Source organism: Streptomyces sp. NPDC017991, from assembly GCF_044328075.1.
GTDB lineage: Bacteria > Actinomycetota > Actinomycetes > Streptomycetales > Streptomycetaceae > Streptomyces.
On record NZ_JBIRGP010000002.1, the window covers coordinates 189,597 to 204,541 of the forward strand.

General features: G+C 71.1%; 11 protein-coding genes and 1 tRNA gene. 6 read left to right on the forward strand and 6 right to left on the reverse strand.

The window, feature by feature from the left end; translation table 11 throughout:
- Positions 1-4: 4 nt before the first annotated feature.
- A tRNA-Asn gene (locus tag ACH4DZ_RS05470) sits at positions 5-77 on the reverse strand.
- A gap of 164 nt (positions 78-241) precedes the next feature.
- Here ACH4DZ_RS05470 and ACH4DZ_RS05475 point away from each other — a divergent pair.
- From ACH4DZ_RS05475 to ACH4DZ_RS05490, 4 genes are all read left to right on the forward strand, one after another.
- Positions 242-550, forward strand: coding sequence for a YtxH domain-containing protein (locus ACH4DZ_RS05475; RefSeq protein WP_398285625.1), 309 nt, complete (start codon positions 242-244; stop codon positions 548-550).
- Between the two features lie 152 nt (positions 551-702).
- Complete coding sequence (locus tag ACH4DZ_RS05480; RefSeq protein ID WP_398285626.1) at positions 703-2,157, forward strand: FGGY family carbohydrate kinase; 1,455 nt, start codon at positions 703-705, stop codon at positions 2,155-2,157.
- A 179-nt stretch (positions 2,158-2,336) separates the two neighbouring features.
- Positions 2,337-4,070 (forward strand): ABC transporter ATP-binding protein, encoded by a 1,734-nt coding sequence (locus ACH4DZ_RS05485; protein WP_398285627.1) that lies wholly within the window; start codon positions 2,337-2,339, stop codon positions 4,068-4,070.
- Complete coding sequence (locus ACH4DZ_RS05490) at positions 4,070-5,998, forward strand: ABC transporter ATP-binding protein (RefSeq protein WP_398285628.1); 1,929 nt, start codon at positions 4,070-4,072, stop codon at positions 5,996-5,998. The genes ACH4DZ_RS05485 and ACH4DZ_RS05490 overlap by 1 nt, the downstream gene beginning before the upstream one ends.
- A gap of 210 nt (positions 5,999-6,208) precedes the next feature.
- Here ACH4DZ_RS05490 and ACH4DZ_RS05495 read toward each other — a convergent pair whose 3' ends face one another.
- From ACH4DZ_RS05495 to ACH4DZ_RS05515, 5 genes are all read right to left on the reverse strand, one after another.
- The gene (locus ACH4DZ_RS05495; protein WP_398285629.1) at positions 6,209-7,513 is read right to left on the reverse strand and encodes an RNA polymerase sigma factor; all 1,305 of its coding nucleotides are present in this window, start codon (positions 7,511-7,513) and stop codon (positions 6,209-6,211) included.
- A gap of 203 nt (positions 7,514-7,716) precedes the next feature.
- Complete coding sequence (gene dnaG, locus ACH4DZ_RS05500) at positions 7,717-9,624, reverse strand: DNA primase (RefSeq protein ID WP_398285630.1); 1,908 nt, start codon at positions 9,622-9,624, stop codon at positions 7,717-7,719.
- A 56-nt stretch (positions 9,625-9,680) separates the two neighbouring features.
- Complete coding sequence (locus tag ACH4DZ_RS05505; RefSeq protein WP_398285631.1) at positions 9,681-10,946, reverse strand: NAD(P)/FAD-dependent oxidoreductase; 1,266 nt, start codon at positions 10,944-10,946, stop codon at positions 9,681-9,683.
- 115 nt (positions 10,947-11,061) lie between these two features.
- Positions 11,062-12,420, reverse strand: a complete 1,359-nt coding sequence (locus ACH4DZ_RS05510) for a deoxyguanosinetriphosphate triphosphohydrolase (RefSeq protein ID WP_398285633.1) — start codon at positions 12,418-12,420, stop codon at positions 11,062-11,064.
- 135 nt (positions 12,421-12,555) lie between these two features.
- Complete coding sequence (locus ACH4DZ_RS05515) at positions 12,556-13,332, reverse strand: sirohydrochlorin chelatase (protein WP_398285634.1); 777 nt, start codon at positions 13,330-13,332, stop codon at positions 12,556-12,558.
- 184 nt (positions 13,333-13,516) lie between these two features.
- Between ACH4DZ_RS05515 and ACH4DZ_RS05520 the strand changes: the two genes are divergently transcribed.
- Positions 13,517-14,245: a vancomycin high temperature exclusion protein gene (locus ACH4DZ_RS05520; protein ID WP_398285635.1), complete on the forward strand. Its 729-nt coding sequence runs from the start codon at positions 13,517-13,519 to the stop codon at positions 14,243-14,245.
- Positions 14,246-14,402: 157 nt separating this feature from the next.
- Positions 14,403-14,699, forward strand: coding sequence for a hypothetical protein (locus ACH4DZ_RS05525; protein ID WP_398285636.1), 297 nt, complete (start codon positions 14,403-14,405; stop codon positions 14,697-14,699).
- The last annotated feature ends 246 nt before the right edge of the window (positions 14,700-14,945 follow it).

Sequence of the window (14,945 nt, forward strand, 5' to 3'; positions counted from 1 at the left end):
GAAGCTCCCCCGACTGGACTCGAACCAGTAACCTGCCGGTTAACAGCCGGCTGCTCTGCCAATTGAGCTACAGGGGATTGCCTCGTTTGCATCGAACGTAGCTCCCTGGGTATTCGCCAGAGGGCGTGCGCTCGCTGCGACACATACATTAGCGCAAGCAGGGGGGTGCTTCGCCAATCGGTAACCCGCCTGCGACCGACGCCGCCGCAAAGGACCGACTCACAAGAGGAAGGGTGGCCCCATGCGCTACCGGCTCACGTTCGTCGTCGGACTGGCTCTGGGATACGTGCTCGGCACACGCGCCGGGCGCGAGCGCTACGAGCAACTGAGGAAGACCGCCCGGCAGGTCTCGCAGAACCCGGCGGTGCGCAACACCGCCGAATCGGCGGCCCAGCAGGGCCGGCAGATCGCCGGGAAGGCGTTCCACGTGGTGAGCGAGAAGGTCGGTGACCGGGTCCCCGACTCGGTCTCCGAGCGGGTCCGCTCCCTGCGCGAACGCAACGCGAACGGCACCCGCACCGAGGACGACTGGGGCACGAGCAACACCTAGCAGCACTCCTCCGGCACAGGTCCAGCCGTCCCACCAAAAGGGGCGCGGGGAACTGCGCGACCAGCCACGATGCACCCGCAGACACACAGCCGGCCGCAGCCCACCGCCTCCCACGGCCCAAGCCAGCGCAGCGATACGGCAGAATTTCCGTCATGGGGATAGTCGCCGGGCTGGACAGTTCGCCCGATTTCACACGCATCGTCGTCTGCGACGCGGACAGCGGAGCCGTACTCCGGCAGGGGTATGCCCCGCATCCCCTGGACGGCGCGGCGGAGGGCTCCCGGCCCTCGGACGTCGACCCGCAGGCCTGGCTGCTCTCCCTGGGCGAGGCCGCGGGCGGCGGTCTCCTGGAGGGCGTTCAGGCCATCGGTGTGTCCGCACAGCAGAACGGGCTCGTCCCGGTGGACAGCCAGGGCAACACCATCCGCCCCGCGATGGTAGGCGGGGACAAACGCGCCCAGGTCGCCGCCGCCGATCTCGTCGACGCGCTCGGCGGGCGGGAGGCCTGGGCGCAGGCCGTGGGGTCGGTGCCCCAGGCCGCTCAGCCCGTGACGAAGCTGCGCTGGCTGGCGAGGACCGAACCCGAGGCGGCGGCGCGCACCGCGACGCTGCTCCAGGCGCACGACTGGTTGGTGTGGCAGTTGCTCGGCAGGCCCGCCCGCCGGACCACCGACCGGGGCGGCGCCTCCAGCACCGGTTACTGGTCGGCGGCGACCGGCGCGTACCGGCCGGATCTGGTGGAGCTGGCGCTCGGTCACCAGGCGCTGCTGCCCGATGTCCTCGGGCCGTGGGAGGCCGCGGGGACCACGCCCGAGGGGTTGCTGATCTCGGCGGGCACGGGCGAGACGATGGCGGCGGCCTTCGGGCTGGGCATCGGCCTCGGGGACGCGGTGGTGTCGCTCGGCGCCTCCGGCTCCGTGATGGCCGTCCACCACGAGGCGCTGGTCGACTCCTCCGGGATGATCACCTCGCTCGCGGACGCGACCGGCATGCATCTGCCGGTCGTCACCACGCTCAATGCCGTACGGGCCCTGCGCGGGGCCGCCGAACTGCTGGGCGTACCCGACCTGGAGGCCCTCTCCGACCTGGCGATGAAGTCGACCCCGGGCTCCCACGGGCTGGTCATGCTGCCGTATCTGGAAGGTGAGCGGACGCCCAATCTGCCGCACACGGCGGGGACGCTGGCCGGGCTGCGGCGCGAGTCGATGAAGCCCGAGCATCTGGCGCGGGCCGCCTTCGAGGGCATGCTGTGCGGGCTCGCCGACGCACTCGACGTGCTGCGCAAGCGGGGCGTGGAGGTACGGCGGATCTTCCTGCTGGGCCAGGCCGCGGAGCTGAGCGCGGTGCAGGCGTGCGCGCCCGCGCTGCTCGGTACGCAGATCGTGGTGCCGCAGCCCGCGGACTACGCGGCGATCGGCGCGGCCCGGCAGGCCGCCTGGGCGCTCGGTGTCCAGCAGGGCACCGTCCAGCCGGGTCTGCCGCCCGTCTGGCAGGGCGCCGCCGCGCAGGTCCTGGAGCCGGGCGAGGAACTGGCGGTGGGGCAGGCGGTGCGGCAGCAGTACGTGTCGGTGCGCAAGCAGACCCACCCCGGCGCCTTCCGGTCCTGAGGGGCCCTACCGGGGCCCGGTGAGGTGGTACGTCTCGGGCGGCCCACGACTTCGGGCCGACGCCCGCTCCGCTCTTGGCCCTCTCTTGGGTTAATCAGTTGAGGTAACACGGGGGGAGTGTTCGACGATGGGGGCCAAGGGCAACCAACCGCCCCGCCGCCGACCCCGAGAGACCCAGCGTGCTCATAAGACTTCTGCGTACCTATCTCACGCCTTACAAGAAGCCCATCGGTCTGCTCGTCCTGCTGCAGTTCCTGCAGACCTGCGCCACGCTCTTCCTGCCCACCCTGAACGCCGACATCATCGACAACGGTGTCGTGAAGGGAGACACGGGCTACATCCTGTCCTTCGGCGCCCTGATGATCGGCATCTCGCTGGTCCAGGTCGTCTGCAACATCGGCGCCGTCTACTACGGCGCCCGTACGGCCTCCGCGGTCGGCCGGGATCTGAGGGCCGCCGTCTTCGACCGGGTGCAGTCGTTCTCCGCGCGTGAGCTGGGCCATTTCGGGGCGCCGTCCCTGATCACCCGCACGACGAACGACGTCCAGCAGGTGCAGATGCTGGCCCTGATGACGTTCACGCTGCTGGTGTCCGCGCCGATCATGTGCGTGGGCGGCATCGTGCTGGCGCTCGGCCTGGACGTCCCCCTGTCCGGGGTGCTCCTTGCCGTCGTACCGGTGCTCGGCATCTCGGTCAGCCTCATCGTGCGCCGACTGCGGCCGCTGTTCCGCACGATGCAGGTGCGCCTGGACACGGTGAACCGGGTGCTGCGCGAGCAGATCACCGGCAACCGCGTCATCCGTGCCTTCGTGCGCGACGCGTACGAGGAGGAGCGCTTCCGGAAGGCGAACACCGACCTCACCGAGGTGTCGCTGGGGACGGGGCGGATGCTGGCGCTGATGTTCCCGATCGTCATGACGGTGGTGAACGTCTCGTCGATCGCGGTGGTGTGGTTCGGTGCCCACCGGATCGACAGCGGCGGGATGGAGATCGGCGCGCTGACCGCGTTCCTCGCCTACCTGATGCAGATCGTCATGTCCGTGATGATGGCCACCTTCATGTTCATGATGGTGCCGCGCGCCGAGGTGTGCGCCGAGCGCATCCAGGAGGTCCTGGAGACCTCCAGCAGCGTGGTCCCGCCGAAGGCTCCCGTCCTGGAGCTGCGGCGGCACGGTCATCTGGAGCTGCGCGGGGCCGGGTTCCGCTACCCGGGCGCCGAGGAGCCGGTCCTGAAGGCCGTCGACCTGGTGGCGCTGCCCGGCGAGACGACCGCGGTGATCGGTTCGACCGGCAGCGGCAAGTCGACCCTTCTCGGCCTGGTCCCCCGGCTGTTCGACGCCACCGACGGCGAGGTGCTGGTGGACGGCGTCGACGTACGCACGGTCGAGCCGCGGCTGCTGGCGCGCACGGTGAGCCTCGTACCGCAGAAGCCGTATCTGTTCGCGGGGACGGTCGCCACCAACCTGCGGTACGGGAATCCGGACGCGACGGACGAGGAGCTGTGGCACGCGCTGGAGGTGGCGCAGGCCAAGGGGTTCGTGGAGGGGCTTGAGAACGGTCTCGACGCCTCCATCGCGCAGGGCGGCACGAACGTGTCCGGCGGTCAGCGGCAGCGGCTCGCCATCGCCCGGACCCTCGTACAGCGTCCCGAGATCTATCTCTTCGACGACTCCTTCTCCGCGCTCGACTACGCGACGGACGCGGCGCTGCGTGCGGCCCTCGCGCGGGAGACCGCCGAGGCGACCGTCGTGATCGTCGCCCAGCGGGTGTCGACCATCCGCGACGCCGACCGGATCGTGGTCCTCGACGAGGGCCGGGTCGTCGGGACCGGCCGCCATCACGAGCTGATGGCCGACAACGAGACCTATCGGGAGATCGTGCTCTCGCAGCTGACGGAAGCGGAGGCAGCCTGATGGCCGGGCCCATGGGGCGCATGATGGCCGGGTCGGGACCCGACCAGCATTCGATGGATTTCAAGGGGTCCGGGAAACGGCTGCTCGCGCAGTTCAAGCCGCAGCGCGCCACGCTGTACGTGATGCTGGCCGCCGTGGTCTGCAGTGTGGGTCTGTCGGTGCTCGGGCCGAAGATCCTGGGGCGGGCCACCGACCTGGTCTTCGCCGGCATCGTCGGGCGGGAGCTGCCCGCCGGGCAGTCGAAGGCCGAGGTGCTCGCGGCGATGCGGGAGCGCGGCGACGGCGGTATGGCCGACATGCTCTCGGGCACGGACTTCACCCCGGGCCAGGGCATCGACTTCGACGCGGTCGGCGAGGTGCTGGGGATCGCGCTGGTGGCGTTCCTGCTGGCCGGGCTGCTCATGGCGACGGCGACGCGGCTGGTGAACCGGGCCGTCAACCTGACGATGTACAAGATGCGCGAGGACGTGCAGACGAAGCTGTCGCGGCTGCCGCTGTCGTACTTCGACAAGCGTCAGCGCGGTGAGGTCCTCAGCCGCGCCACGAACGACATCGACAACATCGGGCAGACCCTCCAGCAGTCGATGGGCCAGCTCGTGAACTCGCTGCTGACCATCGTCGGCGTGCTGATCATGATGTTCTACGTCTCCTGGCTGCTCGCGCTCGTCGCGCTGGTCACCGTGCCCCTGTCGTTCGTCGTCGCGACCCGGGTGGGCAAGCGGTCGCAGCCGCACTTCGTGCAGCAGTGGCGGACCACCGGCAAGCTCAACGCGCACATCGAGGAGATGTACACCGGGCACAACCTGGTGAAGGTCTTCGGACGGCAGGACGAGTCGGCGGCGCAGTTCGCCGAGGAGAACGACAAGCTGTACGAGGCCGGGTTCCGGGCGCAGTTCAACAGCGGGGTCATGCAGCCGCTGATGATGTTCGTGTCGAACCTGAACTACGTACTGGTGGCGGTGGTGGGCGGTCTGCGCGTCGCGTCGGGCTCCCTGTCCATCGGTGACGTGCAGGCCTTCATCCAGTACTCCCGGCAGTTCTCCATGCCGCTCACGCAGGTCGCCTCGATGGCGAACCTCGTGCAGTCCGGAGTCGCCTCGGCGGAGCGGGTCTTCGAGCTGCTGGACGCCGAGGAGCAGGAGGCCGACCCGGTGACAGGGACGCGGCCCAAGGAGCTGCGGGGGCGGGTGGCCCTTGAGGGGGTCTCCTTCCGGTACGACCCGGAGAAGCCGCTCATCGAGGACCTGTCACTGGCGGTCGACCCGGGCCACACGGTCGCGATCGTGGGCCCGACGGGAGCCGGCAAGACAACCCTGGTGAACCTGCTGATGCGGTTCTACGAGACCACCGGCGGCCGGATCACGCTCGACGGTGTCGACATCGCCACGATGTCCCGCGACGAACTGCGGGCCGGTATCGGCATGGTGCTGCAGGACACCTGGCTGTTCGGGGGCACGATCGCGGACAACATCGCGTACGGGGCCTCATCCGAGGTCACCCGCGGGGAGGTCGAGGAGGCGGCTCGGGCCGCGCACGCCGACCGGTTCGTGCGGACGCTGCCCGACGGGTACGACACCGTCATCGACGACGAGGGGGCCGGGGTCAGCGCCGGTGAGAAACAGCTCATCACGATCGCTCGGGCGTTCCTGTCCGATCCGGTGATCCTCGTACTCGACGAGGCGACGAGTTCCGTGGACACGCGGACCGAGGTGCTCATCCAGAAGGCGATGGCGAAGCTCGCGCACGGTCGTACGTCGTTCGTCATCGCTCACCGTCTGTCGACGATTCGCGATGCCGACACGATTCTCGTCATGGAGGACGGGGCGATCGTGGAGCAGGGCGCTCACGCGGACCTGTTGGCGGCGGGGGGCGCGTACGCCCGCCTGTACAAGGCGCAGTTCGCCCAGGCGGCGGTGGAGGTGGACTGACCTTTCCTTCCGCCCCCGCCGCCCCTACCCGTTCCCGTCAACGACTCGGGGGCGCTGCCCCCGAACCCCCGGTCCTCAAACGCCGGACGGGCTGGAAATCCAGCCCGTCCGGCGTTTGAGGACGAGCGCGCAGCGCGACAAGGGGGGCGAGGGGGCGCAGCCCCCATGCAGTGACGGGAAGGGTAGGGGCGGCGGGGGCGAGGGAAGTGCTTAGTCCAGATAGCCCCTCAGCTGGTCCGCGAACGCGTGGTCGCGGAGTTTGTTCAGGGTCTTGGACTCGATCTGACGGATGCGTTCACGGGTGACGCCGAAGATCCGCCCGATCTCCTCCAGCGTGCGGGGCCGACCGTCAGCCAGCCCGTACCGGAGTTGGACGACCTTCCGCTCACGCTCGCCGAGCGTGGACAGCACCGCCTCCAGATGCTCCCGAAGGAGCAGGAAGGCCGCCGACTCCACAGGACTCGTCGCGTCCCCGTCCTCGATGAGGTCCCCGAGAGCCACATCGTCCTCCTCCCCCACCGGCGCGTGCAGCGACACCGGCTCCTGCGCCAGCCGCAACACCTCGCTGACCCGCTCCCCGGTCAGGTCGAGATGCGCGGCGACCTCCTCCGGCGTCGGCTCGTACCCCCGCTCCTGGAGCATGCGGCGCTGCACCCGGACGACCCGGTTGATGAGTTCGACCACGTGGACGGGGACCCGGATGGTGCGGGCCTGGTCGGCGAGGGCCCGGGACATGGCCTGGCGGATCCACCAGGTCGCGTACGTCGAGAACTTGTACCCGCGGGCGTAGTCGAACTTCTCGACCGCCCTGATCAGCCCCAGGTTGCCTTCCTGGACCAGGTCGAGCATGGTCAGCCCGCGCCCCACGTACCGCTTGGCGACGGAGACGACGAGCCGCAGGTTGGCCTCGATGAGGCGGCGCTTGGCCATCCGGCCCATGACCACCAGTTTGTCGAGGTCCAGGGCGAGTTGGCTGTCGAGGTCGGAGGCCAGCCGGAGTTTCTCCTCGGCGAAGAGGCCCGCCTCGACCCGGCGGGCGAGCTCGACCTCCTCCACCGCGGTGAGGAGCGGGATCCGGCCGATCTCCCGCAGGTACTGGCGGAACAGGTCGGAGGACGGCCCGCCGGTGTCCGCACGTCCGCGCGGCACTTCCACCGGCTCCTGCGTCTCGGTCTCGCTCTCCACGAGGACGGCGGCGGGCGGCTCCGGCGTGCTCTCGGGTTCCGGTGCGCTCTCGGGGTGGTGTGCGGCACGGTTCTGCGCCGGTACGGCCGCGAGGGCATCGGCGTCCGTGTCCTTGTGCGCGGGGGCCGCAGGGGGCGCGGGGGGCGTGCTGTTGTCGGTCAGGGTCTGGGTCTGCACGGGGGCGACCTCCAGGAATGTCGCTGCTGAGGCGTGCGGCAGCGGGACGGGGACGACGGCCTTGCCGCTGTCCGTCCCGAACACGTTGAGCGGAACCGCGGGGACTTCGGACCCGTCGCGTTCGGGTCGGCCGCGCTCCGAGGACTCAGGCACCGGAACCCAGTGTGGAGTACGACACATCCCCGCCACGAGGGGCGTGCGGTGACTTTTTGAGTCCTGTCCGTGACTACGCGGTTACCCTCGCGGAAAGAATGTGTGCTTGTGTGCACCCTGATCTGGGACGTTCCCCGAGGGGTCCGGTCAGGGACCCTCCTACCGACCCGGTTCCCGGCCCTGGACCCGCCCCGTCGGCCCGCTCAGAGCGCGGCCGGGCCCTTCTCGCGCAGCGCCTGGTCGTACTGCTGGAGCACCCACAGCTCGTTCTGCACGGCGGCCAGCTGGACCGGGTCCCCCTGCGCGCTGGCGCGCGCGAGTGCGCCCTGGACGTCGCGGACCCGGCGCTCGACGGCGCGCCGGCGGACGGTCACCAACTGCTCGCCGGCATAGGCCTCGTCGACGGTCTTGCGCATGATGGCCTCGACTGCCAGCTCCGTGACCATGGCGCGAACCACGTCGTCCCGGGCGGCCTCGCGGACCTGTACGAGGTACTCCTGCGGGTCCTGGACGCCGTACTCCGCGCCGCCCGCCTCCATGATCGTCTCGCGGACGGCCGCGTACGGCGGGGCGGTGAACTCGTCCACCCCGTACGCGTCGAAGGCCGGGGAGACCAGGTCGGGGCGCTGCAGGGCCAGCTTCAGCAGTTCGCGCTCGGTGGCGAAGACCGGGTTGCGCAGGGTGAGGGCCGGGCCCGAAGGGGGCCTGGAACCGCTGTTCTCGTACTGCTGCGGGGCTCGGCCGTTGCCCGTCGGCGCGGGGCCCTTGCCACCGCGGTCGCGGGCCCAGCGGGCCAGCTGGGCGACCCGCTTGACGACGAACTGGGTGTCGAGGATGCCGAGCATGCCGGCGAGCTGGACGGCGACCTCGTGCTGGGCGCCGCTGTTCTTGATGCGGGCCACGACGGGCGCGGACTCGTCGAGCGCGGCGGCGCGGCCCGCCGGGGTCTCCAGGTCGTAGCGGGCGATGATCTGGCGCAGGGCGAACTCGAAGAGCGGGGTGCGCGGTTCGACCAGGTCGGCGACGGCCGCGTCGCCCTTGGCGAGGCGCAGGTCGCAGGGGTCCATGCCGTCCGGGGCGATCGCGATGTACGTCTCGGCGGCGAACTTCTGGTCGTCCTCGAAGGCGCGCAGGGCGGCCTTCTGGCCGGCCGAGTCGCCGTCGAAGGTGAAGATCACCCGCGCCGAGCCGTTGTCCATCAGGAGCCGTCGCAGGATCTTGATGTGGTCGTTGCCGAAGGCCGTGCCGCAGGTCGCGATGGCGGTGGTGATGCCGGCCAGGTGGCAGGCCATGACGTCGGTGTAGCCCTCGACGACGACGGCCCGGCTGCTCTTGGCGATGTCCTTCTTGGCCAGGTCGATGCCGTAGAGGACCTGGGACTTGCGGTAGATCGGCGTGTCCGGTGTGTTCAGGTACTTCGGGCCGTTGTCCGACTCGTAGAGCTTGCGGGCGCCGAAGCCGACGACCTCGCCGCCGATGTCGCGGATCGGCCACATCAGACGGCCGCGGAAGCGGTCGATGGGGCCGCGGCGGCCCTCCTGGGCAAGGCCGGAGAGCAGCAGCTCCTTGTCGGTGAAGCCCTTGCCACGCAGATGGCGGACGAGGTGGTCCCAGCCCTGGGGGCTGTAGCCGACGCCGAAGTGCGTGGCGGCCGACTGGTCGAAGCCGCGCTCGGCGAGGAACTTGCGGCCGGTGTCGGCCTCGGAGCCGGTGTCGAGCTGTTCGATGTAGAACTTGGCGGCGGCCTGGTGGGCCTCGACCAGGCGGATCCGCTCGCCGCGCTGGTGGGAGGGGTTGTACCCGCCCTCCTCGTAGCGAAGGGTGATGCCCGCCTGGCCGGCGAGGCGCTCGACCGCCTCCGAGAAGGTGAGGTGGTCGACCTTCATCACGAACGTGATGGTGTCGCCGCCCTCCTGGCAGCCGAAGCAGTGGAAGAGCCCCTTGCTCGGGCTGACCTGGAAGGAGGGCGACTTCTCGTCGTGGAACGGGCACAGTCCCTTGAGGTTTCCGCCGCCCGCGTTGCGCAGTTGGAGGTACTCGGACACCACGGCGTCGATCGGGACCCCGTCCCGAACCGCCTTCACGTCCTCGTCGTTGATCCTGCCGGCCACGCGCCGAGTCTACGGGGACGGTGTGACAGTGGAGTCCCCCCGAGTCCCTCCGTGGGTCACGGGACCAGGCTGTCCAGGGGAACGTGCGGGTCCGCGAGCGCCTCGGTGTCCACCCGTACCCCCGTACGGATCAGCTGCTGGATCGGTTCTGTGACGTCCCACACATTGACGTTCATCCCGGCGAGCACGCGCCCCTCCTTCACCCAGAAGGCGATGAACTCGCGCTTGCTCGCGTCTCCCCGGATCACCACTTGGTCGTACGTGCCCGGGGGCGCCCAGCCCGAGTACTCAAGCCCTACGTCGTACTGGTCGGAGAAGAAATAGGGCACCCTGTCGTACGTCGTTGCGCGGCCCAGCATCGCCCGGGCCGCCGCCGGGCCGCCGTTCAGCGCGTTCGCCCAGTGCTCGACGCGCAGCCGCGTGCCGAACAGCGGGTGGGGGAAGGCGGCCACGTCACCGGCCGCGTAGATGTCGGGGTCGGAGGTGCGCAGCCGCTCGTCGACGGCGATGCCGCCGCCGTGCGCCCGGTCGGCGAGCTCCAGACCGGCCGCCTCGGCGAGGCCGGTGCGCGGGGCCGCGCCGATCGCCGCCAGGACGTCGTGCGCGGGGTGCTCCTCGCCGTCGTCGGTGCGGGCCGCCAGGACCAGGCCGTCGTGGCCGGTGATCTCGGTGAGGCGGGCGCCGAAGTGGAAGCGGACCCCGTGCTCGCGGTGCAGTTCGGCGAAGATCTCGCCCAGCTCGGGGCCGAGCACTCCGTGCAGGGCGGTCTGCTCGGCCTCGACGACGGTGACCTCGGCCCCGTACTCACGGGCCGCCGCGGCGATCTCCAGGCCGATCCAGCCGGCGCCCGCGATGACCAGGTGGCCGTTGTCGCGGCCGAGGGCGGCCAGGACCTGCTTGAGGCGCTCGGAGTGGGCGAGGCGCCGCAGGTGGTGGACCCCGACGAGGTCCGTGCCCGGGATGTCGAGACGGCGCGGTTCGGCGCCGGTCACGAGCAGCAGCTTGTCGTAGTGGACCAGCGTGCCGTCGTCACCGAAGCGGACGGTCCTCGCGGTCCGGTCGATCGCGTCGACGGTCTGGCCGAGGTGCAGCTCGACGTCGTTCTGCGCGTACCAGGAGGGCTCGTGGACGAAGACGCTGTCGCGCTCCTCCTTGCCGAGGAGATATCCCTTGGACAGCGGCGGCCGTTCGTACGGGTGGTCCCGTTCGTCGCAGATCAGTATCACCCGGCCGTTGAAGCCCTCCGCCCGGAGAGTCTCGGCCGCCTTGGCGCCGGCCAGGCCTCCTCCGACGATGACGAATGTCTGATCTGCGTCGACCACTTGATGCCTCCTCGTTACGGTGTCGCCACCTGCGAGCGTCCCGCACGCAGGGTGATGGGGGAAGAGGGAGCGGCCCCTTCAGGCCACGCAGGGTCACGTCCGCCCCCTCCGGACGTCACACCTGCACCCTGAGCCTCGCATGCAGTGAGCGTGCGGCGGCGTCAGTGAGCGAGGCGATCTGGTCGACGATCACCCGCTTGCGGGCGCGGTCGTCGGACGCCTCGTCGAACAGGGCTCGAAACTGCGGGTCGAGGCCTTCCGGCGCCCGCGCGGTGAGCGCCTCGGCCAGCTCGGCGACGACGATCCGCTGGTCGGCGCGGAGCAGCTCCTGCTCGGCGCGCTGCATGACGTACCGGTCGGCTACGGCCTTGAGGACCGCGCACTCCAGGCGCGCCGCGCGCGGGACGACCAGTTCGGCGGCGTACCGCGTGAGTCTGCCCGTCCCGTGTCTCGCGCGCGTGGCGCTCTCGGCGGCGAGGCAGAACCAGCCGATGAGCTGGCTGGTGGCGTCCTTCAGCCGGGCCTGGGCGACGGCCGAGCCGTCGTAGCCGTGCGGCCACCACCGCTGGCCGAGCAACCGGTCGAGGGCCGCCGACAACTCGGCGGGGTCGGTGTCCGCCGGCACGTACCGCCCGACGGCGACCTTGAAGATCTCCTGGCGCTCGGGCTCCGCCTGCAGGCAGTTGGGGTCGATGTGACCCGCGTGCAGGCCGTCCTCCACGTCGTGCACCGAATACGCCACGTCGTCGGCCCAGTCCATGACCTGGGCCTCGAAGGTGGTGCGGGTGCCGGGGGCGCCCTCGCGGATCCAGTCGAAGACGGGGCGGTCGTCCTCGTAGACCCCGAACTTCGAGGAGTCCGGGTCGGTGGGGTGGGCGCCGCGCGGCCAGGGGTACTTCGTGGCGGCGTCGAGGGTGGCACGGGTGAGGTTGAGGCCGACGCTGACCAGGTCGTCACCGTCCGCGAGGGCCGCCGCCGGGACGGCCGCGCCGCGCACGAAGCGCTTGGGCTCGATACGGGTGAGGAGTCTGAGCGACTGGGCGTTGCCCTCGAAGCCGCCGCAGTCCTCGGCGAACTCGTTCAGCGCCTGTTCCCCGTTGTGCCCGAACGGCGGGTGGCCCAGGTCGTGGGAGAGGCAGGCCGCCTCCACGAGGTCGGGGTCGCAGCCGAGGGCGGCGCCCAGCTCGCGGCCGACCTGGGCGCACTCCAGGGAGTGGGTCAGGCGGGTGCGGGGGCTGGCGTCCCAGACTTGGCTCCGGGTGCCGGGAGTGACGACCTGGGTCTTGCCCGCGAGGCGGCGGAGGGCGGAGGAGTGCAGGACGCGGGCCCGGTCGCGCTGGAAGGCGGTGCGGCCCGGGCGTTTGTCCGGCTCCGTGGCCCAGCGGGCCACTGACGTGGGGTCGTAGGCCGGGGAGGTGGGCCGGTGCTCGTGTGCTTGTGGGGGGCGGGGGGTTTCGGTGCTCGTGCCTTCCATGTCTTGACAGTAAGCGGAGGGGCTGACAATTGGGGTGCGGGGTTGCGCCTGCGCGTTTACGCCTGCGCGGCTGCCAGGTACTGACCGTGGGCGGGTGCGGGTTCGTTGTGGCTGGTCGCGCCGTTCCCCGCGCCCCTAGGCCGTTGCCGCCAGGGTGTGGGGCGTTGTCCGGTCGTAGCGGTGCAGGGCCAGGTGGGCCATGGTGGGGTGGGCGCCCAGGGGGGCCGAGGCCAGGCCCGGAGCCGCTGCCGCGCACTCCGTGGCGAAGCGGCCGGGGGCCGTGAAGTAGGAGGCCACCGCGATGCGGGGGCGGCCCCGGGCGGTGAGCGCACGCACGGCGTCCGCGACCGTGGGCGCGGCGGCGGAGGCGTACGCGGGCACGACGGGGACGCCGAGGCGGTTCGCGAGCAGCCTGGCGGTGTGCCGCGTGTCGACGGCCGCTTCGGGGTCGCGCGAGCCGGCCGCGGCGAGCACGACCGCGCTCGTCCGGCGTTCGGCGGCGTCCGGCGTGCGCCAGCCGGCCTCGACCAGACGCTCGTACAGCGTCTCGACCAGCAGCGGGTGCGGGCCCAGCGGTCCGGCGATCCGGGTGTGCGCCGACGACGCGGCAGCGGCCTCGGGGATGTCCCGCTTGACGTGGTGGCCGCGGCTCAGCAGCAGCGGTACGAGGACCGCCTCACCGGTGCCGAGGGCGGCGAGCGTGTCGGGCAGCAGGGGTTCGTTCAGCTCGATGTGCCCGAGGTGCACGGGCAGACCGGGGCGCAGCTCACGGATCCGCTCCATGAGGGTCCGTACGGTGCTCAGGGCGCGCGGGTCGCGGCTGCCGTGGCCCACCAGGACGAGCGCGGGCGGGGCAGGACGCCGGGTGCCGAGCCGACTGCTTCTGTTCCGGTTCATGAGGTGCGCCGTCATGCACCAAGGGTGCCGGTACGAGGTTGCCACGCCGTTGCGCCGTGGTCACGGGGCTTTTCCGGGGCTTCACGGTGGGGTGCGGAGCCGTGTGAGATGCGGTGCCACGAGCAAAGTGACGCGGAGTGAACCGGACGGCCCCGCTTCGCGTCTCCCGTGGCGAGGCCACCCGGGGAGGGACCGTCCCATGCGTCGTCCGAGACGTCCGCGACTGCCGCGACTGCCGGAGTCCTTGAGACCGCGGCTGCCGCGTACCCGCACCGGGCAGCGCCGCGCCGTGCAGGCCGTGATGGCCGGGTGCGTGCTCGCACTGCTCCCGTCGGCGTGGATGTTCACGGTCACGGGCGACCGGCTGCGGACGGCGGCGGACGTGCCGCGCACCGAGGTCGCGGTCGTCTTCGGGGCCGGGCTGTGGCAGGGCGAGCCGTCCCCGTATCTCGCGCACCGGCTGGACGCGGCGGCGCAGCTGTACCGGGCCGGCCGTATCCAGGTGGTCCTGGTCACCGGCGACAACAGCCGCGAGGACTACGACGAGCCGGACGCCATGCGCGCCTACCTCACGAAGCGGGGCGTGCCCGACGGGCGCGTCGTCAGCGACTACGCCGGCTTCGACACCTGGGACTCCTGTGTACGGGCCAAGAAGATCTTCGGCGTGGACGAGGCCGTACTGATCAGCCAAGGCTTCCACATCCGGCGCGCGGTCGCGCTGTGCCAGGAGGCGGGCGTCGAGTCGTACGGGGTCGGGGTGGACGACGTGCACGACACGACCTGGTACTACGGCGGGGCCCGCGAGGTGATGGCGGCCGGGAAGGCGCTCCTGGATGCCGTCTTCGAGCCGGATCCCACCTTCCTGGGGCCCCAAGAGCCGGGCGTGGAAAGGGCGTTGGCGACCGCCAAACAGTCTGCCGGGCAGTAGGGACGAGATGGATGTCACGCCGTCGACGGGGTTTGACGGCGGTCGCTCACCCTGCCGCGTGAAAGCGTGTCCGCAGCGTTCTGTAGTCAAGTGACTACGGATAGTGTCTATTTCAGCAGCCCGGACCTTCAACTGGGCTTGATGGGAAGGACACATGATGACTGGACTTCGTACCGCTTTCGTCGCCGCCATGGCGGCCGCACTGCTGTCGGTGCCGGGTGCCGTGGCGACCGCCTCGGCGGAGAGCGACGGGTCGCTGAGGGAGCCCGGGTGCGCCAAGCTCCGTGGCTCGGGCTGGGGATGGGCCGACATCCACAATGCGTGCGGCCACACGATCTCCGCCACTGTCGAAGTCGACGGGTGGGACCCCAGCTGTATCCAGATCGCCCCCGGCGGGGTCGGGCGCATCGGCCTGGAGCCGGGCGACGAGCCGTACTACGCGTACGAGTGCTGAGCGGGGCCGCGCGAGCGGGTCCCGCGGGGGCCGCTCGCGCGTGGCCGGGTGAGCGTGGCCGCGCTCGCGTGGCCGGGTGAGCGTGGCCGCGCTCGCGTGGCCGGGTGAGCGCGGTCTCCGAGCGGGCGGTGGGGCGGGAGCACTGGCGGGTGCTCCCGCCCCACCGTCCCTCTTTGTCCGGGGCCCCCTCCTTGTGCGGGCGCGCCTCCCCGCGGGCGCCCTCACGGTCGGCCGGGGCGGGCGGGG

Bases quoted from the DNA above. Each gene is read 5' to 3' on its own strand.
- ACH4DZ_RS05520 (WP_398285635.1), top strand. From the start codon at position 13,517: ATGCGTCGTCCGAGACGTCCGCGACTGCCGCGACTGCCGGAGTCCTTG.
- ACH4DZ_RS05475 (WP_398285625.1), top strand. From the start codon at position 242: ATGCGCTACCGGCTCACGTTCGTCGTCGGACTGGCTCTGGGATACGTG.
- ACH4DZ_RS05525 (WP_398285636.1), top strand. From the start codon at position 14,403: ATGACTGGACTTCGTACCGCTTTCGTCGCCGCCATGGCGGCCGCACTG.
- ACH4DZ_RS05490 (WP_398285628.1), top strand. From the start codon at position 4,070: ATGGCCGGGCCCATGGGGCGCATGATGGCCGGGTCGGGACCCGACCAG.
- ACH4DZ_RS05510 (WP_398285633.1), bottom strand. From the start codon at position 12,420: ATGGAAGGCACGAGCACCGAAACCCCCCGCCCCCCACAAGCACACGAG.
- ACH4DZ_RS05515 (WP_398285634.1), bottom strand. From the start codon at position 13,332: ATGACGGCGCACCTCATGAACCGGAACAGAAGCAGTCGGCTCGGCACC.
- ACH4DZ_RS05480 (WP_398285626.1), top strand. From the start codon at position 703: ATGGGGATAGTCGCCGGGCTGGACAGTTCGCCCGATTTCACACGCATC.